The organism is Asaia siamensis (assembly GCF_014635085.1).
Taxonomy (GTDB): Bacteria; Pseudomonadota; Alphaproteobacteria; order Acetobacterales; family Acetobacteraceae; genus Asaia; species Asaia siamensis.
The window spans coordinates 447,169-470,682 of the sequence record NZ_BMCH01000001.1; the positions used below are offsets into that span (position 1 = coordinate 447,169).

Sequence of the window (23,514 nt, forward strand, 5' to 3'; positions counted from 1 at the left end):
CGGCGCCGCTTTTTGTGGCGTCGGAGACACTAGTTTCTGAATTTCTCATGAATTCCGCGCGACTTGGCTCGTGACGGTTATCATCCCGCTTGACCACAGTTCTCAGGAATGAGTATGGCCGATCTTGGTCGTCGGGATCGGTGAGGCCCAATGGTTCTGGTAACCAGCAAGCAAAACGGGAACTCCGACCTTCGTAATTAGTTGTCGTCACGCTTCCTGGTCCCGGATGGGGACTATATTCAGGGTTGGCAAAAATGAATTTCAAGCTTCTCGGTGCGCTTGGTCTGGCAGTCGTTCTGGCTGCCTGCTCGGACGAATCAAACAAGGGTGCATCGACCGGTGCAGGCGCAACGGCTCAGGAAACCGGCGCTGCGCCCGGTAGCGAAGCCGATCTGGTCGCCAATGTCGGCGATCGCGTCTTCTTCGACCTGAACCGCAACACGCTCTCCAGCGATGCGCAGGCAACCCTCGACAAGCAGGCAGCCTGGCTCGCCCGCTACCCGCAGGTCAGCGTCCAGATCGCCGGCAACTGCGATGACCGCGGCACGGAAGAGTACAACATTGCTCTGGGTCAGCGTCGTGCAAACGCAGCGCGCGACTATCTGGTCGCCAAGGGCGTTGCTCCTTCGCGCATCACGACGATCTCCTACGGTAAGGATCGTCCGACCGCCGATGGTGACGACGAGCAGGCATGGGCTCAGAACCGTAACGGGATCACCTCGGTCAAGTAATCGGTTCGACGCTCGAAAGGGCGTTTCTCCGACCGACGTCTGACGGCGGACCGTCCAGCGCAAGCGGGACGGGGAGAAGTTTCTGTCTCAGGCCTTCAACTGCCTGAGACGGTACCCAGCGAGCAAAGCCTCGAAACCGGCTGGCGCTTATGCGTCAGCCGGTTTTGTTTTATGGTGAATGCAATCTTGCGTGGCATGCTGCCCGCTCCCACGATTTGACTGAAGGATGCGCCATGCGCGGTGCCCGAGTTTCCCGGTTCTTCATCCTCTCGACCGTTTCCCTGCTCTCCGTGCTCGGCGCTTCTGCCGCACAGGCTCAGGTCACGAGCCGCGAAGGCATCGCCCTTCAGAACCAGATCCAGCAGCTCAGCGAACAGCTTCAGCAGGTTCAGTCCAGCGCGCAGAGCGTTCCTGTTTCCGGTGGAGGTGCCGCGTCATCTGTTCCGGCTGGCAGTGGCGATCTGGTTTCGCAGCTCCTGCAGCGTGTCTCGACCCTCGAAAACGAGAATCGGGAAATGCGCGGCGAGCTCGATCAGCTCACGAATCAGGTCCAGACGCAAAACGCGACTCTCACCAAGCAGATTGGTGATATGCAGTTTGCCGCGCAGAATGGCGGCGGCGGCAGTGCACCGGCAGCAGCGCCTGCGGCATCCGACGCGCCAGCCTCGCCCCCCGCAGCCCCTGCCGCAGCCGACAAGCCGGTAACGGCGCTTGAGCTGCTCAAGACCGGGCAGGCAGCGCTCAAGAGCCGCGATTACGCGACAGCGCACAGTGACGCCAGTCAGGCGCTGAAACTCGCCAAGACACCCAATGGCAAGCTCGAATCGCAGTTCCTTCTCGCTCAGTCTCTCGCCGGTCAAAAGCAGTATCGTGACTCGGCCGTCGCCTATTTCGATGCCTATAACCGCGCACCAAAATCGCCGCGTGCGCCTGAGGCGCTGTTGGGCGTTTCCGCGTCGATGCTGGCGCTCGGAGACAAGAATTCTGCCTGTCAGGCCCTGCAGAAGCTGGACGCTGAATTTCCCTCGGCCACGCCCCGCGTGAAGGCCGCTGTGACAACCTTCAAGGGTCGCGCAAGCTGCCATTGAGAAAAGCTCACCCGGTTGGCGAGAGTGAGTTCGCCAGCCTGATGTCTGTCTTCGGGCCTTTCCTCCCTGATGAGGCCCGCTTTCCCATCGGTATTGCTGTGTCAGGCGGGGCAGATAGTCTGTGCCTTGCCTGGCTGATGCGACGCTGGCGCTATGCGGTCCTGGCGCTGGTTGTCGACCATGGTCTGCGAGACAATTCCGCAGCCGAGGCGGCAGAGACGGCGTCCCGACTGCAGGCGCTCGATATCCCCTCCGTCATTCTCAGGCTCGACTCCGTTATTCGCACGGGGAGCCTGCAGAAAAACGCCCGTATCGCTCGTTATGAGGCGCTCGAGGCGGCCTGCCATTCTCGTGGTATTCTCGATCTGGCGCTGGGCCACCATGAGCGCGACCAGGTCGAGACGTTTCTGCTTCGAGAGGCCCATGGGAGTTCGACCCATGGTCTGGCCGCCATGGCGTTCGCGAGAGAGACGCCGCAATTGCGATACCTCAGACCACTGCTCGAAATCGCGCCGGAACGTCTGAGGGCGACCCTGCGACAGCAAGGGATCCAGTGGGTTGAGGATCCCAGCAATCGCAATCCTGTGTTTGAGCGCGTTCGTATCCGTCTTTCCCTTGATGAATCCGGGCATAGAGCGGCACGGGCCCAGCTTGCTCTTCATGCAGGACAGCGAAACGAGGCCGCTCTGGTGAACGTGGCGGCACTCTCGAAACTGCATGCCGATCCGTTGGGATTTGTGGTCATGGATTCCTTGCCCGGCGATCCAGCCCTTCTCGGGCGAATTTGGCAGAGCGTTTCCGGTGCCGCCTATCCACCGTCTCCTCAGGCTCTTGCCGCGTTGATTGCGGCGCCAAGGCCGGCGACATTGGCGGGCGCGCAGCTCTGCGCTGCCGGGCGGCTGGGTAAAACCTGGCTGTTGGTGAGAGAGCCCGCAGCGATTGCTAGACGTATCGCAGCGCAGTCTGGTGTGACATGGGACGGAAGGTTCACCCTTCGGGGCATGGTGCCAGAGCCGGGGACAGAAATCGCGGCTCTTGGCGCCGAGGCGCGTCACTTTCGAGACCATGCGCTACCGGCAAAAATCCTGAGCGGGCTGCCTGCGCTCTGGATCGGGACACGCTTGATGGCCGTGCCTCAGCTGGGTGCTTTTGCTGCGCCTCATTGGGCGAGGCTGCGTTTCTCTTTCAGTCCGGCCACGCCCCTCAGCGATCCCTCATTCTGGCCGGAATACCGCGAAACAGTGAAAACTTGATCGCAAGGGGGTGGGAACATACTGCCGAATGCTTATGTTAGTTCGCAAAGTGTGGTTGCTGCCGGTCCCTGGCAGAGAACCAGGGACTGTCGTGTCATCGTCGAGCAGTCTTCGACCCAAAGTTTGGAAACAATAGAGACAGTGATGAACAATTTCGGCCGTAATCTGGCACTCTGGGTGATCATCATCGTTCTGGCGCTGCTGCTCTTCCTGGCGTTCCAGCCAAGTGGAAGCCAGCACGCCTCCCAGCAACTCGCCTATTCCGATTTCGTCACTGACGTCGATCAGGGTAAGGTGCGATCGGTAGTGGTTCAGAACCAGAACATCACCGGTACGCTCAAGGATGGCACATCCTTCGAGACCTATGCCCCCGTCGACCCGGGCCTCGTGCCCCGTATGACTGGCAAGGGAGTTGAGGTTGTCGCCAAGCCGCTCGACGCCGATGGCAGCCCCATCCTGCGGGCGGTCACGAGCTGGTTACCGATGATCTTCCTGCTCGGGATTGGCATTCTGTTCTTCCGTCAGATGCAGTCCGGCAGCGGTCGTGCGATGGGGTTCGGCAAGTCCCGGGCCCGTCTGCTGACCGAAAAGCAGGGGCGCGTCACTTTCGATGATGTTGCGGGTATCGATGAGGCGAAGGCTGAGCTCGAGGAAATTGTCGAATTCCTGAAAGATCCCCAGAAGTTCACGCGTCTTGGCGGCAAGATTCCCAAGGGGGCGCTGCTTGTCGGTCCTCCGGGCACAGGCAAGACCCTTCTGGCGCGCGCCATTGCCGGCGAAGCCAACGTGCCGTTCTTCACGATTTCCGGTTCCGACTTTGTCGAGATGTTCGTAGGTGTTGGTGCGTCCCGAGTCCGCGACATGTTCGAGCAGGGCAAGAAATCTGCTCCCTGCATTATCTTCATCGACGAAATCGACGCTGTGGGCCGTCATCGTGGCGCTGGTCTCGGCGGCGGTAACGACGAGCGCGAGCAGACCCTCAACCAGATGCTGGTCGAGATGGATGGCTTTGAGAGCAATGAAGGTGTGATCCTGATTGCCGCCACCAACCGCCCGGACGTGCTTGACCCCGCGCTGCTGCGTCCCGGCCGCTTCGATCGTCAGGTTGTGGTGCCTAACCCGGACGTCTCTGGTCGCGAGAAGATCCTGCGTGTGCATATGCGCAAGGTGCCGCTTGCCTCTGACGTCGATCCCAAGGTCATCGCGCGCGGTACGCCTGGTTTCTCGGGTGCCGATCTGTCGAACCTTGTGAACGAAGCGGCGCTGCTTGCTGCCCGTCTCGGCAAGCGTACGGTCGCCATGCTCGAGTTCGAGAATGCCAAGGACAAGGTGCTCATGGGTGCCGAGCGCCGCTCGCTGGTGATGAGCGATTCAGAGAAGCGTAATACGGCCTATCACGAAGGTGGACACGCCATCTGCGCGATCCTGACTCCGGGTTGCGATCCTGTGCACAAGGCAACAATCATTCCGCGTGGTCGTGCGCTTGGCATGGTCATGAGCCTACCGGAGGGCGATCGCTATTCGAAGAGCAAGGCTCAGTGCAAGGCTGATCTGGTTCTGGCGATGGGCGGTCGTGTTGCTGAAGAGCTCATTTTCGGTGCCGAGAATGTCTGCACGGGCGCTTCGGGCGATATCAAGATGGCAACCAATCTGGCGCGCCGCATGGTTACCGAATGGGGCATGAGCGACAAGCTCGGCATGATTGCCTATGGCGATAACGGGCAGGAAGTGTTCCTCGGGCATTCGGTAACGCAGAATAAGAATGTCTCTGAACAGACGGCGCGTGAAATCGACCGTGAGGTGAAGGAACTCGTCGACGAAGCCTATCGCCGGGCTCATGCCCTGCTGCTGGAGCACATCGATGATCTGCATCGTCTCGCGAATGCGTTGCTCGAGTTTGAAACCCTCTCGGGTGACGAGGTCGGCAAGGTTATTCGTGGTGAGCCAGTGGAGCGCGCGGCTGTCGATGATTCCGCCCCGGATAACCGCCGCGCCTCGGTGCCGACGGTGAAGCCAGAACCTGTCGGTGAAACCGACGCCCTTGATCCTTCACCTCAGGCAGGGTGAGCCAAGATCAGGACTGAGAGAGAAATGGGGGGCGAGAGCCCCCCTTTTTTCGTAATACAGGCTATGCTTGAAGAAGGTCGTTTCACGACACGGACAAGTGGGAAGAAGGACTGTCATGAATAAAGAGCGCAAGGCAGAGCGTAAGCTGTTCGGCACAGATGGTATTCGGGGGACGGCCAATAGCTTTCCGATGACGGTTGATGTGGCGCTGCGTCTCGGTCAGGCCGCAGGGCTCTACTTTCGTCGCGGTGCCCATCGCCATAGTGTCGTTTTGGGCAAGGATACGCGGCTTTCGGGTTACATGATCGAAAGCGCTCTGGTCTCGGGATTCCTCTCTGCCGGGATGGACGTCATTCTCGTCGGTCCTCTGCCGACACCTGCGATTGCCATGCTGACCCGCTCGCTGCGCGCCGATTTGGGCGTGATGATCTCAGCGTCGCATAATCCGTTCGGCGATAACGGCATCAAGCTTTTCGGCCCTGATGGTTTTAAGCTGTCTGACGAGGTCGAGGCAGAAATCGAAGATCTCATGGACCAGGATCTGACAGCCCAGATGGCGCCGCCGGAAGAAGTGGGGCGTGCCTCGCGGCTGAATGATGCTGCCGGTCGCTACATCGAGGCAGCCAAGGCTTCTTTCCCGAAAGGGTCACGACTCGAAGGTCTGCGTATCGTGCTGGATTGCGCCAATGGCGCTGCCTACCGCGTGGCGCCTACGGCCCTTTGGGAACTAGGGGCTGAGGTCATCAAGATCGGCTGTGAGCCGAACGGGGTGAACATCAACGCAAAATGCGGCTCCACCTGTCCGGAACCCCTGCGCGAGGCGGTGATTGCTCATAAGGCGCATCTTGGCATCGCGCTCGATGGTGATGCCGATCGCGTCATTATTGTCGATGAAAAAGGACAGATCGTCGATGGCGATCAGATCCTCGGCCTGATTACCCTGTTCCTGCAGAAAAGCGACCGTCTCGGCAGTAATGATGCAGTTGCCACGATCATGTCCAATCTCGGTCTTGAAAAAAAGCTGGCCGAGCATGGCGTGACTCTTCATCGCACAGCGGTGGGCGATCGATACGTCGTCGAGAAAATGCGTGAGCGTGGAATCAAGCTTGGTGGCGAGCAATCGGGACACATGATCCTGTCCGATTTCGCGACAACGGGTGATGGGCTCATCGCAGCCCTTCAGGTGCTTGCTGTCCTCGTTGAGGAGGGGCGCCCCGCAAGCGAGATCCTGCGTGTTTTCGAGCCCTATCCGCAATTGCTGCGCAATGTCCGCTATCAGGGTGGCGATCCACTTCAGACCGAAATCCTTGCCGAGGCACGACGTGCGGCAGAGGCGCGGCTTGGCACGCAGGGGCGTCTTGTCCTGCGTAAAAGCGGTACCGAGCCGCTGATTCGCGTGATGGTGGAGGCAGAAGATCCGGCTCTGGTTGAAGAGATCGTCTCTTCGATCTGCGATGCGGTCCAGAAGGCGGTTGCGGTCTGATGAAGGGCCGGGTGCTGATCGTTGCCGGAAGCGACTCTGGTGGTGGCGCGGGGATTCAGGCCGATATCAAGACGGTCAGTGCCTTTGGGGGCTTCGCAACGACGGCGATCACAGCTGTCACCGCGCAGAATACATGCGGGGTAAATGCGATCGCCTATCTGTCGCCTGGCATGGTGGCCGATCAGATGAGGGCGGTGCTTGAGGATATCGGGGCTGATGTCATAAAGCTCGGCATGCTGGGTAATGCCGAGATCATGGAGGCGGTGTGCGATACGCTTGCGCGCTATCCTTCCATACCCTGCGTGATCGATCCGGTGATGGTCGCAACCAGCGGGGCGCGGCTGATGACTGAAGACGGCGAGGCTGCATTCCGACGTCTCTACGCCCATTGCTTCATGTTGACGCCCAATCTGCCTGAACTCGAAGTTCTGAGCGGACATTCGCTCTCGACGTCACAGGAGATGAGAGAGGCTGCAAGCGAGGTCATGAAAAGTCAGGATATTGCGTGGATCCTCGCAAAAGGCGGGCATCTGCCAGGAGAGGACGTGATCGATATCCTGCTTTCAAAGCAGCACGAACGGCAGTTTTGGGACCGGAAGATCGAGACGCTGCATACGCATGGGACAGGTTGCACCCTGGCGAGTGCTATTGCCGTGTGCCTTGCCCAGGGCGAGGGCGTAGAGCGGGCGGTGGAGCGCAGCAGGGCTTATGTCCGCCATGCAATCCTGCAGGCACCACCTTTTGGAAAAGGAAGCGCCCGGCCGATGAATCATATGCATCAGAAGGAAGGCTGAAGGGACGATACCGTCAGTTTGTTCTGTTCCGTCGTTGCGTCAGGCAAAAGCGGTTTGCTGTCGTCGCGTAGCACATAGCCACGCCCCCAGACTGTGCCGATCAGATGCCCGGCGCCAAACTGCTGCAGTTTTCTGCGCAATTTGCAGATGAAGACATCGATGATCTTCATCTCCGGTTCATCAATGCCTCCGTAAAGATGGTTCAGAAAAGCATCCTTCGTAAGAACATTGCCCCTGCGCAATACGAGAAGCTCAAGGATGGCATATTCCTTGCCTGTAAGCTGCACGGGGTTGCCATCGACAGAAGCGCTCTTGGCATTCAGGTCGAGCGAGAGGGGGCCGACCGTCATGACCGTGGTGCTGAAGCCGCGCGAGCGGCGCAAGACCGCCTGAAGACGAGCCAGAAGCTCCTCTGAATCGAAGGGCTTCGTGATGTAGTCATCAGCCCCGGCGTGAAACGCTTTTATTTTGGCTTGCGCCCGGCTTAGTCCACTCAGAACAATAATCGGCGTCTGTATTTGGGTTTTTCGAACGCGCCTGATGACTTCGTATCCTTCGAGGTCTTCGAGAGTCAGTTCGGTCAGGGCAAGATCGTAATCGTAATGGCGGAGCATATCGATTGCTTCATGCCCTGTATGAGCATGATCAACAGTAATGCCGCCCTGTTTGAGGGTTTTGATCAGCGCATGAGCCGCAGCTTGATCGCTTTCCACAAGAAGGAGGCGCATCTCATCAATCTCCTGGGTTGATGATGGTTTGGTACTACCTAAGGTTGCTGTCGGCAAGCAAAATACTTTCTTTCACTGAAAACATTTCCTCGAATTAGTAACGAGTTTTTAACGTATTGATCCTAAGGTTTTCTTGTGGATACACAAGTCTACATCAAAAAAATCAGATTTTCTGAATGAGTTACGCTATCTCATACCTTGTGTTTATCGCATAGTTGCGGCGAGAGTTGACGTTCTTTAACACCAGCTTCTGGTATTCCCCTTAGGTACCCCAGGGTTCGGTGATCAATACTCGTATAGGTTGTATTGATATAAAGTTATCAGAAAGCAAACCAAAGTCGAGGATAGGGCGAAGGGACGATGCCCTCCAATCTTTTTTGGATTTTTTCGCGACTGAAATTCGGTCAATACTAGGTATGGATTGTGAACCGAGAGTAGGCGCCGTGCGGCTCAAGCAAAACACGCAAATACAAAGGTGGCATGAGATGCTTGATCGTGCCCAAGCACTTATTGAAGTTTTGCGGCGGGAAACGGGCGTTCGTCTCACGCGAAGAAACGCGGAGGCGAAGATCGTCAGTGCCGAGCGTGCCATACTCATGTCTAATGACGGTGATCAGGCTGTAGAGGGGTTCGTCAGCTGGTTACCAAAGGCAAGAAGCGCCATTGAAAAGGCGCGCAGCGCCGAGCGCGAAGTCGCGATCGACGTGGCTGTGGCCTATCATGTGTTCATGCTTGCCAAGGGGGATCAAAGCGAGATTAGCGAGCGCAGTGAGAGTTGTGAAAAGAAATGACTGTCTCGCGGCGACTTATCGGCCTTATGTGCTGCCCGGGATCGCCATCAAGGTATTATAGGCGGCGCTCAGCCTCGATGGCGCTCCAGGGGCGAGTGCCGATTATAACGCAGGCTACCGGGTGCGTGCGATCACGCACAAAAGAGAGATAGGTTTCGCCATCATCTGAGAAGAGATCGGTTCGGGTGCTCATCGTTGCGCTGACCGCACCTGGCGTCTGCTTGCTGAGAGTGGCTGCGGCGTGGCTCAGGAGGCGCCAAGCTGCAGCCTCGACCGCCTCAATCAGGCGTTCCGGTGCTGCCTTTTCGCGCCCGAACCGTTCGGCAAGGCAATCCCAGTCCTGTCGGGTGACAAAAGCGGGAATACCTCCGGATGGGGTTTCCCGCTCGGCACGGCAAAGGAGCCCTGCCTGGGCCAGCTCAAGAATGTCGGTGGCGGGCAAGGTGGCTGGGTCGAGCGCAAATTCTTGCATTGGCAGATCGACTCCAGTCTCAGTTCTGTCCGGGCGGTGTGCCCATCGCCTGCATGAGCGCGGTAACCTGCTCCGGATGCGCGTGGAACAGGGCAACGTTGCCAGCGTTCGGCGCGGGCAGACCGGCGGGCAGCGCCTGTCCGTTTGTCGCCGCCAACGTCATGCCGAACGCCGTCATGCCCATGGTGAAGCTCTCGGGTGTGAAGCCATGGGCGCTCAGGATCGCTGGTACACCGGGGGTTGCTGCAATCTGACCAATTGTCTGCTGCAGTGAGAGCTGTGTCGAGTTGGGCGGGCGAATATTGGCCGCCTGAAGCGCCTGCAGGGTTTCGGCGGCGCGTGGCAAGAAGTCGGCCGGTAGCGGATAACGCAGCCCCGCCTCGATATCCTGCTTCATGACAGGAGAGAGGGTTTGCTGCTGTGCACTCTGGGCAAAGGCCGATGGGGTGAGTGTCCCCAGGATGCCGAGGGCGGCGGCTATTGCGACGATTCTGGTCATCAGACCCATTCCCCCTTTCGCATGAGTGGCGTGCGTGCGCCGTCCTGATGAACGCCATCGAGATCGATTTCGTTCGAACCGATCATCCAGTCGATGTGAATCATGCTCGTATTGGCACCGCGTCTTGCCAGTTCTTCCGGCGTCGCCCCTTCGGTATCAAACAGGCACTTCGTATAGGCCTGACCCAAGGCGATATGGCTCGACGCGTTCTCGTCAAACAGGGTGTTACGAAACAGGATGCCCGTATCCGAGATGGGGGATGCGTGGGGAACGAGCGCCACTTCGCCCAGTCGTGCTGCACCGTCATCGGTTTCTAGAATACGTCTCAGGGCGTCTTCGCCCTTGGCGGCGTGAGACTCGATGATCCGTCCATCGGCAAAGGTCACGCGGATATCGTCGATGAGCGTACCCTGATGAAAAAGCGGCTTCGTGCTGGCGACATGGCCACTCACACGATGGCTATGGGGCGTTGTGAAGACTTCTTCTGTCGGGATGTTCGGATTGCATTCTATGCCGTTGGTGGTGTGCTCTGCGCCACCAGCCCAGGCATGGCCATCGGCCAGCCCCACCAGCAGATCGGTACCCGGACCGGTGAAGTGTAAAGAGTCGAAACGACGTTCATTCAGCATCGCGGCCTTCGCGTGAAGCGTCGCATTATGCTGTTTCCAAGCAATAACCGGGTCGGGCGTGTCGAGGCGGGATGAGGCAAAGATCGCATCCCACAGACGTGCCTGAGCCTGGTCCGGGGAGAGATCGGGAAAGACCTGCGCCGCCCAGTTGGCCGTGGCATAGGCTACGATGGTCCAGTTGGTATCGAAGCGGGTGATGATTTCCATCGCCTCGCGATTCGCATGCGATGCGGCGCGGCTGGCGCGTGAGACTCTTTTGGGATCCTGACCGTTCAGCAGGGTCGGGTTGGCCCCCGTAACGGCCAGGCGGGCCGCGCCCTCGCGATAGGCGCGGGCGATACCGTCCGCCATCCAGGCGGCACTTGTGTCGAGGCTTTCATCTGACGCAAAGCGATAGCGGGCGAGGGTTGTCTCGTCATCGCTGTACTGCGTCGTGACGAGGCTCGCCCCGGCGCGATAGGCGTGTTCGGTCAGGCGCCGCACCAGTGGCACGGCTTCGAGCGGGGCTGAAATGACCAGCTCCTGTCCGGGCTGAAGATTGAGGCCGATTCTGATCGCAACCTCGCCGAGTCTGTCGAGACGTTCGGCGAAGGGCAGGGTGGTTTCAGACATCAGTTTTCTCCTGGCGGGCAACGCCCGTTCTGGCTCGATTGGGGCGCCTGATCGATTGTTTATTCGCCGAATGTCTCGGCGTGATGAGCGCGGCGCGGGGCGCGACGCGGGCGTTCCTGACGGGGTGCCTTGTCGCGGCTGGCCGGCTTTTCATCGCGTGGCGCCGTGCGGATTTCCACTTCCAGTTCACGAATGCGGCGCTGGACGCTCTCCTTCAGGGAAGGGGAGGTATGCGGCTTCATTGTGGCCAGGGTTTCCTTGAGGTCGCGCAGTTGCTTCTGCTTCTCGGCCAGGTTGCGGCGGATTGGCTGGTTGTCGGAAAGCTGTCCTGTGTAGGAGCGCATGGTCGAGTCTCTTTATTCTGCTCTGGTACAGGCCAGAGTGTGTCGTTACCCGGAATCCGTCTGGCGCAGCTTGGCGTCAGGGCGGGTCCGGTTGCGGTCATGTTGGAAGGGCAGGACGCGCGCCTGATTTCAGCGCGACGTCAGACCCATGGAGGCAAGTGCCTCGATCAGCCGGTTCATTTCTTCATCCGTGCCGATCGTGATGCGAAGCCAGTCGCGAATGCGTGGCGCACTGAGCTGTCGCACGATGATGTGGCGCTCCCGCAGACCCGCCAGCAACGTGCTGGCCTGGTGGGCGGGGTGATGCACAAGAACAAAATTGGCACAGGACGGCAGAATGTCAAAGCCCAACCCGGCCATGCGCTGCACAAAACGTCCTCGCGTCGCCATGACCTGCCCCGTTGTGTGCTCGAGCCATTCCTCATCGGCGATGGCAGCGGCAGCGCCCGCCTGGGCAAGGCGGCTGAGCGGGTAGGAATTGAAGCTGTCCTTGACGCGGATAAGGCCTTCAATCAGATCGGGATGGCCGATGGCGTAGCCTACCCGAAGCCCCGCCAGCGCACGTGATTTCGAGAGTGTCTGCACGACGAGAATATTGTCGTGTTCGTCAGTCAGTCGGATGGCGGATTCAGCGCCGAAATCGACATAGGCTTCATCGATGATGATTGTCCGGTCCGGCTGAAGCATCGCAAGGCGTGACAAGGCCTCGAGCGACACTGCGTGGCCGGTGTTGGCATTCGGATTTGCAATGGCAATGCCGCCACAGGCAATGGTGTAGCTCTCGATATCGATCTCGAAGCGCTCATTGAGCGGGATCTCGCGATAGGGCTGGCCAAACAACCCGCAATAAACCGGATAAAAGCCATAGCTCACATCGGCGAAAAGCATGGGGGCATCGGGCGAAATCAGGGCACGGAAGGCGTGGGCGAGCACTTCGTCCGAGCCATTGCCGACGAATACCCGGTCTTCAGTCGTGCCATAGGTTGCGGCAATGACGCACCTCAATTCCCGTGCCGTGGGGTCGGGATAAAGACGCAGCGTGTCGTCGCAGCCGTTCTTCATCGCCTCAAGGGCGGCCGGGCTGGGACCATAGGGAAGCTCGTTCGTATTGAGCTTCAGAATATCGGTGAATTGCGGCTGCTCGCCCGGGATGTAGGGATGCAGATCCGCTACGAGGGGGTTCCAGAAGCGGCTCATGAGGAACTCGCCATGTCAGAAGTGAAGAGATGTTTCTGGCCATGGGTTTCAGCGATGTCGCGAACAGACAGACCCTCGGCGTCACGCTGGTCGGGGTCTGCTCCATGAGACAAAAGAAGGCTCACCATATCCTGTCGGCCGAACATGACGGCAAACATGAGGGGGGTGCGTCCGAGATGGCTCGGGATGTCGAGTTTGGCGCCAGCGCTGACGAGCAGTTCCGCCACGGCCAGATGACCCTTGAAGGCAACACCCGAAAGGGCCGTTGCCCCCTTGGCATCCTGTCTGTTCGGGTCGGCGCCACGCTCCAGAAGCAGGGCGGTAGCCGGCAGGACCCCGTTATAGGCGGCGACGATGAGCGCCGTATAGCCGCGGCTATCCTGCGCATCGACCGCCATTCCGGCATCGAGAAACTGGGTCAGCATATCGGTGTCGCCAATGCGTGCCGCATCGATGAAAAGCGCCGTTATCTGCTCGGGCGAAAAACTGCCTGCCGGCATCATTTCGGTCATGGAAAAGCCTGAAGCTGTCATATCCTTTCCAGAATAGCCGAGCGTCCGTAGAACCGGAAGCTCAGGCATTTCTTTTCTTCATATGCGGCCTTTCGCCCTGCCTGTGGCTGGTCAGGGCGCGCGCAGGCTCTGCCCTCGCTCCGGCAAGCTGAACCAGGAGAGGTCTCTGCCCGTGGATTTGAGGCAGCGTTCTAGACGGCCTCCCGGCTCCCAGTATCCTTCATCTGTAAGCTGGAATGTGCCGAAATGCATGGCAACCGCATGACGGGCTTCAAGCAGCATGGCGGCTTCGACGGCCTGCTCGGGCGTCATATGCACCGGCTGCATGAGCGAGATCGGCTCGTAAGCGCCAATTGGAAGCAGGGCGAGATCCGGCGCACCCAGGCGGCTGTTAATCTCGGCCCAATGATGGCCATGGGCCGTGTCGCCTGCAAAAATCAGGCTCTTCAGCCCTGTACCAATATGAAAGCCACTCCATAGCGCCCGATTCTGGTCGAATGGTGTGCGGGCCGAGCCGTGCAGGGCCGGAATTGCCGTTATTGTGATCGGGTCGATACGAAATTCCTGCCACCAGTCGAGCGTGGCGACGGCGGAAAAGCCCAGACCACGCAGATGGCGCCTATTGCCAAGCGGCGCGATACAAAGCGGCCTGTCACGCCGGCCAAATCGTCTGAGTGTCGGGCGATCGAGATGATCGTAGTGACAGTGAGACACGAGAATGATGTCGATCGCCGGTATGGCGTCGAAAGCCAGCCCAGGAGGCACCACCCGTCTGGGGCCGAGATGTCGAAAAGGGGAACAGCGTTCGGACAGGATGGGGTCTGTCAGAATGGCGAGTGGGCGTTCTCCCGCCCGACCGATGCGGATCAGAAAGCTCGAATGGTTGATGAAGCTGGCAGAAATCTCGCCCGGCGCAAGTTCGGGAAAAGGCTCGGGTGAGAAAGTCGGAACATCGTTCGGCCATCGGAGCCGCAGGCTTCTTTGCCAGGAGAGGATACTCGTGAAGTCAGGTTCGACCGACGGGCGTTCCGGGGGAGCCTGCAAGGGAGGGGAAAGGCGATAAGAGGCCGGGTTATGAAAACTCCGGCCGTCGCAATGATCGGATTCTGGAAAAGGCTTCACCGCAAATCCTGCAAATTTTCGTGTGGTCGAGCAGTCGTGAAGAGTTTGGCTCTAGCACAATGTGGGCAATAGGCGTCTTATGCGCAACGCAATGTATTGCCGGGCCGGTAGGTTTCAGTTTGGTGTCAATGCTGTCGGGATTTTGAGGCAATATGTGCGGCGCAGCGGAACATCGTCATCACGCAGGCGTATGTTCAGGGTGTTCTGGTGATCTTCTCCCCGTGGCCAGGCCATGAGAGGTGAGAGTGGTCGCCAATTCTGCGTGGTCGCCTATGCGAAAAGGATCCCTGGTGGGGTTGTCTCAGGCAGCAAACCGGTCTTGAACATTGATGTCTGTCCGGCGGATGGTTTTCCATCGCAGAGAGTTAATTCGGAGGTCGATTTTTGATGCGTTCTTTAAGCAACCCGTCCGCGTTTGGCGCGGAAACAGGTGGAGCGGCCGGCGCCAATGTCTCTGACATCGCGCAGCTGAGCATCAACACTATCCGCACCCTGTCGATGGATGGTGTGGAAAAGGCCGATTCAGGCCATCCGGGAACGGCGATGGCGCTGGCTCCTGTTATGTACACGCTCTGGCAGAACGACCTGAAATATGATCCGGCAGATCCGCTCTGGCCGGCACGCGACCGCTTCGTGCTGTCCGTTGGTCATGCTTCGATGCTGCTGTATTCGACGATCTATCTCACCGGCATCCGCGATGTGGTGAAGGACAAGGTTCTCGACAGCCCGTCGCTGACCCTTGAAGACCTCAAGCAGTTCCGCCAGCTGAACTCCAAGACCCCGGGTCACCCGGAATACCGCCACACGGCGGGCATCGAGACCACGACCGGCCCGCTGGGCCAGGGCTGTGGCAACTCGGTCGGTATGGCAATGGCCGAGAAATATCTCGCAGCCCATTACAACCGCCCTGGCTATGACCTGTTCGATTACCACACCTACGTGTTCTGTGGTGACGGCGACATGATGGAAGGCGTTTCGTCCGAAGCAGCTTCCATGGCCGGTCATCTGGGTCTGGGCAACCTGATCTGGCTGTATGATTCGAACCAGATCTCGATCGAAGGCTCGACCAACCTTGCCTTCACCGAGAACGTTGCCGAGCGCTTCCACGCTTACAAATGGCATGTTGTGACCGTCAACGATGTCAATGACATCGCCGCTGTCAGCAAGGCGCTTGAAGAAGCCCGTTCGGTCAAGGACCGTCCGAGCCTGATCATCATGCACACGATCATCGGTTTCGGTGCCCCCAAGAAGGCTGGTACGGCTTCGGCCCATGGTGAGCCCCTGGGTGAAGAAGAAATCGCCGGTGCCAAGAAGGCCTATCACTGGCCCTGGACCGACGCATTCCATGTGCCGGAAGGCGTTCTGGAGCATTTCCAGGAAGGTCTCGGCAAGCGTGGCGCTACGGCGCGTGCAGAATGGCATGCCCTGTTCGACCGCTACACGAACGAATATCCGAAGGAAGCCGCAGAGCTGCGCGCCATCTTCGAACGTCGCCTGCCAGAAGGCTGGGACAAGGATATTCCGAAGTGGGATGCAGACGCCAAGGGCATTGCCTCGCGCGCAAGCTCGGGCAAGGTCATCAACGCCGTTGCCAAGAACGTCCCCTGGATGCTCGGTGGTTCGGCTGACCTTTCGCCGTCGACCAAGACCAACCTCACCTTTGAGGGTGCAGGGTCGTTCCAGCCGCCGCAGTGGGGTGGCACCTATGCGGGTCGCAATATCCATTTCGGTATTCGCGAACATGCCATGGGCTCGATCTGCAACGGTCTGGCGCTGGCCGGTCTGCACGCCTATGGTTCGGGCTTCCTGATCTTCTCTGATTACATGAAGGCTCCGATCCGTCTGTCGGCTCTCATGGAACTGCCGGTCACCTACATCTTCACGCATGACTCGATCGGCGTTGGTGAAGACGGTCCGACCCATCAGCCGATCGAACAGCTTGCTCAGCTGCGTGCAACACCTGGCATCATGACTATTCGTCCGGCAGACGCCAACGAAGTGTCTGAAGCCTGGCGCACCCTGATGCCGATGACGCACAAGCCCGCCGTGCTGATCCTGAGCCGCCAGAACCTGCCGACGCTGGATCGCAGCAAGTATGCCTGCGCTTCCAACCTCGCCAAGGGCGCCTATGTGCTCGCCAGCTGTGAAGGCAAGCCGGACGTGATCCTGATGGCTTCGGGCTCGGAAGTGTCTCTGGTGGTCGACGCCTATGAGAAGCTGACCGCAGAAGGCATCAAGGCGCGTGTCGTTTCCTTCCCGTCCTTCGATCTCTTCGAAGAGCAGGATCAGGCCTACAAGGACAGCGTGCTGCCGCCGGACGTCAAGGGACGTGTGGCTGTCGAGCAGGCTGCTGCCTTCGGCTGGGATCGTTACACCGGCATCGGCGGTTCGATCATTGCGATGAACAGCTTCGGTGCTTCGGCTCCGCTCAAGGCGCTGCTCACCAAGTTCGGCTTCACGCCGGAGAAGGTGTATGACGCAGCGCGTGAGCAGGCTGCTCGCAAGTAAGACGACTACCGGGGCCTGACCGCTTCCTCGGCGGTCAGGCCTCTGGGGCCACAGCGTGCTATGGCCCCCTCTCATGAGGTCAGGGTCGGAAGGCCGACCTGAGCTGAGACGGGTGTCCACAGGGAGCCCGTCAGGTGGACAGACAGGAGTACGTCATGGACGTCGAACAGAAGCAGGGTGCCGCTACGAGCGGGAACCCGCTGCGTGATCTTTCCAATTTTGGCCAGTCACCCTGGCTGGACTTCATCCAGAGATCCTATACTGCCGATGGCAGCCTCAAGAAGCTGGTGGACGAAGACGGCCTGCGTGGCGTGACGTCAAACCCGGCCATCTTCGAAAAGGCGATGGGCTACGGCACGGATTACGACGCCCAGATCAAGGATCTGCTGGCCGCCGAAACCCTCTCTCCCGGCGAACTCTACGAAAAGCTTGCCATCACCGACATTCAGGCTACCGCCAAGGTCATGCACCCGGTCTTCGTTCAGACCCAGGGTCTCGACGGCTATGTGAGCCTTGAAGTGTCGCCCTATCTCGCATTCGAGACCAAGGCTACGGCTGACGAAGCCCGTCGCCTCTGGGCCGCCGTCAACGAAGAAAATCTGATGATCAAGATCCCGGGCACGCCCGAAGGGATCCCGGCATTCCAGGAAGTCACGTCTGAAGGCATCAGCGTCAACGTCACGCTGCTGTTCTCGCTCGAAGCCTACAAGAATGTCCTCGAAGCCTATATCAAGGGCCTCGAAATCCGCCATGCAGCGGGCAAGGACATCAGCAAGATTGCCAGCGTTGCCTCGTTCTTCGTGTCGCGCATCGACGGCAAGATCGATGGCGCCATCGATCGTCGCGTCAAGGAAGGCGACAAGGACGCAGAAGCCCTCAAGGCCCTGCGCGGCAAGGTCGCTATCGCGAACGCCAAGGTTGCCTATCAGCATTATCTGGAAGTCACTGCTTCCGAGCGCTGGAAGAAGCTCGCCGCCGCTGGTGCCCAGCCGCAGCGTCTCCTCTGGGCCTCGACGGGCACCAAGGACAAGACCTTCTCCGATGTTCTTTATGTTGAAGAACTGATCGGTGCCGACACGGTCAACACCATTCCGCCGGCAACTTTCGATGCCTTCCGCGATCACGGCAAGCTGCGCGCCAGCCTGACCGAAAACGTCGAAGACGCCTTCAAGGTGATCGAGCAGCAGGCCAAGCTGGGTCTCGACCTCGACGGTGTCACCAAGACTCTCGTAACAGAAGGCTGCGCTTCGTTCTGCGACGCTTTCGACCAGCTGCTTGGGGCGGTAGCAAACAAGCAGGCCACGTTTCTCGGGTCCAAACTGATTGAGCAGAAGGCCGAGCTTCCAGCCGACCTGAAAGCCGCAGCCGATGCGGTGCTCGAAGACTGGCGCAAGACCGGCAAGGGCCGCAAGCTCTGGGCCAAGGACGCGACGGTATGGACCGGCGGCGACGAAGCCAAGTGGCTGAAGTGGCTCGACATTGTCGATGAGCGTCTGGCCCATGTGTCTGAGCTTGAGGCGTTTGCGAGCGAGGTGAAGGCCAAGGGCTTCAGCGACGTGCTGCTGCTCGGTATGGGCGGTTCGAGCCTCGGTCCGGAAGTGATTGCCGAGACCTTCGGTCACATCGCAGGCTTCCCGAAGCTGCATGTGCTCGACAGCACCGACCCGCAGCAGGTCAAGACGTATGAAAATGCCGTCGACCTCAAGAAGACCCTGTTCATCGTTTCGTCCAAGTCGGGCGGTACGCTTGAGCCGAACATTCTGAAGGCCTATTTCTTCGCTGCTGCCGAAAAGGCACTCGGCTCGGCTCCTGGCGCACATTTTGTCGCCGTGACCGATCCGGGCTCGCATATGGAAGAAGTGGCCAAGAAGGATGGCTTCTGGAAGATCTTCTACGGCGAAAAGCAGATTGGCGGCCGTTTCTCGGTTCTGTCCAATTTCGGTCTGGTTCCTGCCGCTGCTGCCGGTCTGGACGTGCGCGCATTCCTCGAATCAGCGCTGCGTTCGGTCAAAGAAGCTTCGGCCAGCACCCCGCCCGCGCAGAACACTGCGCTCCAGCTCGGTGCCATCCTCGGCGCTGCCGCAACCAAGTTCGGCCGCGACAAGGTGACGATCATCGCATCGCCTGCGATCTATGATCTCGGCGCCTGGCTCGAGCAGCTTCTGGCTGAATCGACCGGCAAGAAGGGCACGGGCCTGATTCCCATCGACGACGAGACCCTCGGGGCTCCTGCCGTCTATGGCAAGGATCGCGTCTTCGCCTATCTGCGTCTGAAGGGTGAAGCCTGCCCCAACCAGGAGAAGGCAATCGCCGCTCTCGTGGAAGCAGGTGAGCCGGTTGTGACGATCGATCTGGCCGACAAGCTCGATATCGCTCAGGCTTTCTTCCACTGGGAATATGCCACGGCAGTTGCCGGTTCGGTTCTCGCGATCGACCCGTTTGATCAGCCGGATGTGGAATTCAGCAAGATCGAGACCAAGAAGCTCACGACTGCCTTCAACGAGACGGGCAAGCTTCCGCCTGAGACACCGTTCGCAACCTCGGGTGCGTTCGAGTTCTTTGCTGACGATGCCAACGCCAAGGCGCTTGGCGGCGGCGATGCGCTGGCGATCCTGAAGGCCCATTTCGGCCGCGTGAAGGCGGGCGATTATGTGGGTGTTCTGGCTTATGTCGAGCGCGATCTGAAGACACGCGAGTGGATCCAGAACGTTCGCCTCGATCTGCGTGACCAGTTGAAGGTTGCAACGGCTGCCGAGTTCGGCCCGCGCTTCCTGCACTCGACCGGTCAGGCCTATAAGGGCGGCCCGGATAGTGGCGTGTTCCTGCAGATCACGGCTGACGATCATGCCGATCTGAGCGTCCCTGGTGAACGCTTCACTTTCAGTGTGGTGAAGGCTGCTCAGGCACGTGGCGATTTCGATGTGCTTTCCGAACGTGGCCGCCGTGCCCTGCGCGTGCACATCAAGGGACCGCTCGAAGCTGGCCTTGCCGAACTGGCAGCGGTCATCAAGAAAGCCGTCTGAGACTGACGCAATCCGCCCCGCTCCAACGGGGCGGATTGTTTTTTGACGTGGTAGTTAGAGGGCACAGGAAGACTGTGCAGGAGTTTTGAAGATGCAAATCGGTATTGTTGGCCTTGGCCGTATGGGCGGCAACATTGCAGTGCGCCTGACCCGTCATGGTCATGACGTCGTGCTGTTCGACCGCACGCCTGAAGTTGTGACCAAGACGTTCGACCGTGCCGAAAAGGGCCGTGCGATCGCCTCGAACTCTGTCGCCGATCTGGTCAGCAAGCTGACGGCAGAGCGCAAGATCGTCTGGGTCATGCTTCCGGCTGGTGAGATCACTGAAGCCTGCGTGCAGGAACTGCGCGGCCTGCTCGGTAAGGACGATATCGTGATCGATGGTGGCAACAGCTACTACAAGGACGATGTCCGTCGTGCGCACGAGCTGATGGAAAAGGGCATTCACTACATTGACGTCGGTACGTCGGGCGGCGTCTGGGGCCTCGATCGCGGCTATTGCATGATGTACGGCGGCACCAAGGACTCGGCCGATCATATCGACCCGATCCTCAAGGCACTGGCACCCGGCAAGGGTGACGTCGTGCGCACGATCGGTCGCGACCGTGAAGGCCTCGATCCCCGCGCTGAGGAAGGCTATCTGCATTGTGGTCCGGCTGGTTCGGGTCACTTCGTCAAGATGGTCCATAACGGCATCGAATACGGCATGATGCAGGCCTTCGCCGAAGGCTTCGACGTCATGAAGTCCAAGAACTCCCCCGTCCTGCAGGAAGACCAGCGCTTCGACCTGAACATGGCCGATATCGCTGAAGTGTGGCGTCGTGGCAGTGTCGTCTCGTCCTGGCTGCTCGATCTGACGGCCGATGCGCTCGCCAAGAATGAATCCCTCTCCGAGTTCTCGGGCGAAGTGGCTGATTCCGGTGAAGGTCGCTGGACGATCGAAGCGGCCATCGAAGAGTCGGTGCCGGTTCCGGTCATGACGGCATCGCTGTTCACACGCTTCCGCTCGCGCAGCGGCAACAACTACGCAGAGAAGATCCTCTCTGCCATGCGCTTCGGCTTCGGCGGTCACGTCGAGAAGAAGTGACATTTCGGGCCGGGACCGCTCTGGTCCCGGCCCTTTTTTTATTCCTACACTCTTGGCCAGAATGTCAGCGGGAGCCGTAACGCTCCTGCTTGCACTCCGGCTTTCAGTTTATCGACTAAAAAGGTTTGGCATATGGTCGAGATTTCCGCTTCAGCGCGTGCGGCACTGTCCAATTCAGAGGCGCCGCGCGGCGTACGCCCGGCCCCTCCGGGCTCCATGGTCATTTTCGGCGGTGGCGGCGATCTGACGAAACGCCTTCTGGTTCCGGCTATCTATAATCTGGACGTGGCTGGTCTGCTCAGCGAGGATTTCTCCATCATCGTGGTCGACTGGGCCGAGATGACGACAGAAGGGCTGCTGGAGCAACTCAGCGCTGCCCTTGATGATTTCGTCAGCAAGCGCGGGACCAGCGCCACAGTGCTGCGTCAGGATGTGTGGGATCGCCTTTCCAAGAGCATCACCTATCTGCGCGGTTCTTTCGAGGAAATCTCAACGTTCCAGGCATTGAAGGAAAAGCTGGGCGATCGCTCTGCTGTTTTCTATCTCGCTGTGGCCGCGCGTTTCTTCGGTCCCATTGTCGACCTCCTCGGGGAATCCGGTCTTGCCGAACAGACCGATACGGTCTCGCGTCGCGTCATCATCGAGAAGCCCTTTGGTGCAGATCTGGAATCGGCTAAGGCGCTCAATGCGCGTCTCCAGCGTTCGCTCGATGAAAACCAGATCTACCGCATCGACCATTATCTCGGCAAAGAGACGGTGCAGAACATCCTGGCCCTGCGTTTCTCGAACGGCTTCTTCGAGCCGCTCTGGAACCGGCAGAACATCGACCACGTGCAGATTACGGCAGCAGAGACGGTCGGTGTCGAACGTCGCGGTCGCTTTTACGAAAGCACGGGTGCCATTCGCGACATGGTCCCCAACCATCTGATGCAGCTGCTGTCGATGGTCGCCATGGAGGCGCCGACTTCGTTTGACGCCGAAGCCGTGCGTGACGAGAAGGCCAAAGTGCTCAGTGCCATCCAGCCAATCGATCTGAGCCAAGTGGTACGCGGGCAGTATGTCAGCGGTTCGTTCGGCGTGGGCGATGAGGCCGAAGCGCTGCGAGGCTATCGTGAAGAACCCGATGTCGGGATGGGCAGTCAGACCGAGACCTATGTCGCGATGAAGCTGCGTATCGATAACTGGCGTTGGGCTGGTGTGCCGTTCTATCTGCGCACGGGCAAGCGCCTGCGTCGTCGCAAGACCGAAATCGCGATCCACTTCAAGCAGGCGCCGTTCGCTCTCTTCCGTGACACGCCCGTCGACAAGCTCACGCCCAATATCATGGTGCTGCACATCCAGCCGACTGAAGGCGTGACCATGCAGTTCTCGGCCAAGGTGCCTGGTCCGTCGGTGCGTCTCGGCGGTGTGCGCATGAAATTCGATTATTCCGACTGGTTCAGCGAGGGGCCGAGCACGGGCTACGAGACGCTGATCTATGACTGCATGATCGGTGACCAGACGCTTTATCAGCGCGCCGATACCATTGAAGAGGGCTGGCGTATCGTCGAACCCGCCTTCAAGGAGAACATCGCCGATAAATCGCCGCTCTGCTTCTACCCGGGTGGCCTTGATGGCCCGCGTGAGGCCGATGAACTGCTGGCACGCAGCGGGCGTCGCTGGCTCGATCTGAACAACTGACGCACTTTCGCGCCAAGACAGGAACTCCCATGACACATGATCTGGATGCCATCCACGCAGCCCTGCCGCCCATGGCATCCACCATTCGCATGGTTGTCTCGGATATCGACGGCACGCTGATCGGTCCTGACAAGAACCTGGCAGAATCGACGCAACAGGCGGCGAAGCAGCTCAGCGAGGCGGGCATCAAGCTTTGCCTCGTGAGTTCGCGCTCGGCTGAGGGCATGCTGCGTTATCATCGGGAGCTAGGTCTCGATACGCCATTCGGTGCGCTAAATGGCGGGCTGATCGTGGGACCGGACGACGAGATTCTCTCGACCCTGTCACTCCCCGCCTCCTGCGTCGATGCGGCGTGCGACACGCTTTCGGTGCACCAGGTGGATACCTGGCTGTTCCGTGGTCACGAATGGCTGATTCGCGATCCTGGCGCCTATTATGTCGAGCATGAGCGCAGATCGGTCGGTATCGACCCTGTCGTCGTGCCCGACTTCAAGCCGTTTCGCGAGGGCGTTGGCAAGATCATGGCCGCCAGCAGCAATTTCGCGTTGCTGCAGCGCATGGAAGTTGAGATCGGCGCCATGCTCAAGGGCGAGGCGAGCGTACACCGGTCGTCAAATTATTATCTCGATATCACGCACAAGGATGCGAACAAGGGCTTTGCCGCGCGTGCTCTGGCCGAGCGTCTGGGCATCCCGATGAGTGAGGTTGCCTGCATCGGCGACATGTCCAATGATGTGCCGATGCTCAAAATCGCCGGGCTAGGGATTGCCATGGGCAACGCGACCGAAGAGGTCAGTGCGCATGCCCATGTGACAACAGGGCACAACGATGCAGATGGATGGGCAGAAGCCATGCGGCGCTTCGTCCTTCCCAGGGCCCCCGGCGCGGCCTGAC

General features: G+C 59.4%; 20 protein-coding genes. 12 read left to right on the top strand and 8 right to left on the bottom strand.

Annotated features, from left to right (window positions below):
• The first annotated feature begins 254 nt into the window (after positions 1–254).
• From pal to thiD, 6 genes are all read left to right on the top strand, one after another.
• A complete protein-coding gene (gene pal / locus IEV53_RS01840; protein ID WP_188425016.1) occupies positions 255–731 on the top strand; it encodes a peptidoglycan-associated lipoprotein Pal in 477 nt (158 codons plus the stop codon).
• Between the two features lie 233 nt (positions 732–964).
• Entirely contained in the window at positions 965–1,819 is an 855-nt protein-coding gene (locus IEV53_RS01845; protein ID WP_188425018.1) for a hypothetical protein, read from the top strand.
• Between the two features lie 41 nt (positions 1,820–1,860).
• A complete protein-coding gene (gene tilS / locus IEV53_RS01850; RefSeq protein WP_188425025.1) occupies positions 1,861–3,072 on the top strand; it encodes a tRNA lysidine(34) synthetase TilS in 1,212 nt (403 codons plus the stop codon).
• Positions 3,073–3,216: 144 nt separating this feature from the next.
• Positions 3,217–5,139, top strand: a complete 1,923-nt coding sequence (gene ftsH, locus IEV53_RS01855; protein WP_188425027.1) for an ATP-dependent zinc metalloprotease FtsH — start codon at positions 3,217–3,219, stop codon at positions 5,137–5,139.
• A 115-nt stretch (positions 5,140–5,254) separates the two neighbouring features.
• Complete coding sequence (gene glmM, locus IEV53_RS01860; RefSeq protein ID WP_188425029.1) at positions 5,255–6,622, top strand: phosphoglucosamine mutase; 1,368 nt, start codon at positions 5,255–5,257, stop codon at positions 6,620–6,622.
• Positions 6,622–7,416, top strand: coding sequence for a bifunctional hydroxymethylpyrimidine kinase/phosphomethylpyrimidine kinase (gene thiD / locus IEV53_RS01865; protein ID WP_188425031.1), 795 nt, complete (start codon positions 6,622–6,624; stop codon positions 7,414–7,416). Before glmM ends, thiD begins: the two co-directional genes overlap by 1 nt.
• On the opposite strand, the gene IEV53_RS01870 is transcribed toward thiD, so the two are convergent.
• Positions 7,401–8,144, bottom strand: a complete 744-nt coding sequence (locus IEV53_RS01870) for a response regulator transcription factor (protein ID WP_188425033.1) — start codon at positions 8,142–8,144, stop codon at positions 7,401–7,403. The two genes, thiD and IEV53_RS01870, sit on opposite strands and share 16 nt — an antisense overlap.
• A 485-nt stretch (positions 8,145–8,629) precedes the next feature.
• Between IEV53_RS01870 and IEV53_RS01875 the strand changes: the two genes are divergently transcribed.
• Positions 8,630–8,935: a hypothetical protein gene (locus IEV53_RS01875; protein WP_188425035.1), complete on the top strand. Its 306-nt coding sequence runs from the start codon at positions 8,630–8,632 to the stop codon at positions 8,933–8,935.
• A gap of 55 nt (positions 8,936–8,990) precedes the next feature.
• On the opposite strand, the gene IEV53_RS01880 is transcribed toward IEV53_RS01875, so the two are convergent.
• From IEV53_RS01880 to IEV53_RS01910, 7 genes are all read right to left on the bottom strand, one after another.
• Positions 8,991–9,407, bottom strand: coding sequence for a hypothetical protein (locus IEV53_RS01880; protein WP_188425038.1), 417 nt, complete (start codon positions 9,405–9,407; stop codon positions 8,991–8,993).
• A 19-nt stretch (positions 9,408–9,426) separates the two neighbouring features.
• A complete protein-coding gene (locus IEV53_RS01885; protein ID WP_188425040.1) occupies positions 9,427–9,906 on the bottom strand; it encodes a hypothetical protein in 480 nt (159 codons plus the stop codon).
• Positions 9,906–11,147 carry an aminopeptidase gene (locus IEV53_RS01890; protein ID WP_188425042.1) on the bottom strand — a complete coding sequence of 414 codons (1,242 nt, stop codon included), beginning with the start codon at positions 11,145–11,147 and terminating at the stop codon, positions 9,906–9,908. The genes IEV53_RS01885 and IEV53_RS01890 overlap by 1 nt, the downstream gene beginning before the upstream one ends.
• A gap of 59 nt (positions 11,148–11,206) precedes the next feature.
• Entirely contained in the window at positions 11,207–11,491 is a 285-nt protein-coding gene (locus IEV53_RS01895; RefSeq protein WP_188425044.1) for a hypothetical protein, read from the bottom strand.
• Between the two features lie 129 nt (positions 11,492–11,620).
• Positions 11,621–12,688, bottom strand: a complete 1,068-nt coding sequence (locus tag IEV53_RS01900; protein WP_188425047.1) for a pyridoxal phosphate-dependent aminotransferase — start codon at positions 12,686–12,688, stop codon at positions 11,621–11,623.
• Positions 12,685–13,200: an ankyrin repeat domain-containing protein gene (locus tag IEV53_RS01905; protein WP_188425049.1), complete on the bottom strand. Its 516-nt coding sequence runs from the start codon at positions 13,198–13,200 to the stop codon at positions 12,685–12,687. The genes IEV53_RS01900 and IEV53_RS01905 overlap by 4 nt, the downstream gene beginning before the upstream one ends.
• 111 nt (positions 13,201–13,311) lie before the next feature.
• On the bottom strand, positions 13,312–14,322 hold the full coding sequence (locus IEV53_RS01910; RefSeq protein WP_188425051.1) for an MBL fold metallo-hydrolase: 1,011 nt from the start codon (positions 14,320–14,322) through the stop codon (positions 13,312–13,314).
• 387 nt (positions 14,323–14,709) lie between these two features.
• On the opposite strand from IEV53_RS01910, the gene tkt reads away from it, so the two are divergent.
• The 5 genes from tkt (at position 14,710) to IEV53_RS01935 (ending at position 23,513) form a co-directional block, all read left to right on the top strand.
• Entirely contained in the window at positions 14,710–16,830 is a 2,121-nt protein-coding gene (gene tkt, locus IEV53_RS01915; RefSeq protein WP_188425053.1) for a transketolase, read from the top strand.
• A 155-nt stretch (positions 16,831–16,985) separates the two neighbouring features.
• Positions 16,986–19,853, top strand: a complete 2,868-nt coding sequence (locus IEV53_RS01920) for a bifunctional transaldolase/phosoglucose isomerase (protein ID WP_188425055.1) — start codon at positions 16,986–16,988, stop codon at positions 19,851–19,853.
• Positions 19,854–19,944: 91 nt separating this feature from the next.
• A complete protein-coding gene (gene gnd / locus IEV53_RS01925; protein WP_188425057.1) occupies positions 19,945–20,940 on the top strand; it encodes a phosphogluconate dehydrogenase (NAD(+)-dependent, decarboxylating) in 996 nt (331 codons plus the stop codon).
• A 132-nt stretch (positions 20,941–21,072) separates the two neighbouring features.
• Positions 21,073–22,620: a glucose-6-phosphate dehydrogenase gene (gene zwf, locus IEV53_RS01930; RefSeq protein ID WP_188425059.1), complete on the top strand. Its 1,548-nt coding sequence runs from the start codon at positions 21,073–21,075 to the stop codon at positions 22,618–22,620.
• Between the two features lie 29 nt (positions 22,621–22,649).
• Positions 22,650–23,513: an HAD family hydrolase gene (locus IEV53_RS01935; RefSeq protein WP_188425061.1), complete on the top strand. Its 864-nt coding sequence runs from the start codon at positions 22,650–22,652 to the stop codon at positions 23,511–23,513.
• Position 23,514: the final 1 nt, after the last annotated feature.

Coding starts and splice junctions, on each gene's coding strand:
- glmM (WP_188425029.1), top strand. CDS start 5,255: ATGAATAAAGAGCGCAAGGCAGAGCGTAAGCTGTTCGGCACAGATGGT.
- IEV53_RS01875 (WP_188425035.1), top strand. CDS start 8,630: ATGCTTGATCGTGCCCAAGCACTTATTGAAGTTTTGCGGCGGGAAACG.
- IEV53_RS01895 (WP_188425044.1), bottom strand. CDS start 11,491: ATGCGCTCCTACACAGGACAGCTTTCCGACAACCAGCCAATCCGCCGC.
- IEV53_RS01935 (WP_188425061.1), top strand. CDS start 22,650: ATGACACATGATCTGGATGCCATCCACGCAGCCCTGCCGCCCATGGCA.
- zwf (WP_188425059.1), top strand. CDS start 21,073: ATGGTCGAGATTTCCGCTTCAGCGCGTGCGGCACTGTCCAATTCAGAG.
- thiD (WP_188425031.1), top strand. CDS start 6,622: ATGAAGGGCCGGGTGCTGATCGTTGCCGGAAGCGACTCTGGTGGTGGC.
- IEV53_RS01845 (WP_188425018.1), top strand. CDS start 965: ATGCGCGGTGCCCGAGTTTCCCGGTTCTTCATCCTCTCGACCGTTTCC.
- ftsH (WP_188425027.1), top strand. CDS start 3,217: ATGAACAATTTCGGCCGTAATCTGGCACTCTGGGTGATCATCATCGTT.
- IEV53_RS01920 (WP_188425055.1), top strand. CDS start 16,986: ATGGACGTCGAACAGAAGCAGGGTGCCGCTACGAGCGGGAACCCGCTG.
- IEV53_RS01880 (WP_188425038.1), bottom strand. CDS start 9,407: ATGCAAGAATTTGCGCTCGACCCAGCCACCTTGCCCGCCACCGACATT.
- gnd (WP_188425057.1), top strand. CDS start 19,945: ATGCAAATCGGTATTGTTGGCCTTGGCCGTATGGGCGGCAACATTGCA.
- tilS (WP_188425025.1), top strand. CDS start 1,861: ATGTCTGTCTTCGGGCCTTTCCTCCCTGATGAGGCCCGCTTTCCCATC.
- pal (WP_188425016.1), top strand. CDS start 255: ATGAATTTCAAGCTTCTCGGTGCGCTTGGTCTGGCAGTCGTTCTGGCT.
- IEV53_RS01905 (WP_188425049.1), bottom strand. CDS start 13,200: ATGACCGAAATGATGCCGGCAGGCAGTTTTTCGCCCGAGCAGATAACG.
- IEV53_RS01890 (WP_188425042.1), bottom strand. CDS start 11,147: ATGTCTGAAACCACCCTGCCCTTCGCCGAACGTCTCGACAGACTCGGC.
- IEV53_RS01900 (WP_188425047.1), bottom strand. CDS start 12,688: ATGAGCCGCTTCTGGAACCCCCTCGTAGCGGATCTGCATCCCTACATC.
- IEV53_RS01885 (WP_188425040.1), bottom strand. CDS start 9,906: ATGACCAGAATCGTCGCAATAGCCGCCGCCCTCGGCATCCTGGGGACA.
- IEV53_RS01870 (WP_188425033.1), bottom strand. CDS start 8,144: ATGCGCCTCCTTCTTGTGGAAAGCGATCAAGCTGCGGCTCATGCGCTG.
- tkt (WP_188425053.1), top strand. CDS start 14,710: ATGCGTTCTTTAAGCAACCCGTCCGCGTTTGGCGCGGAAACAGGTGGA.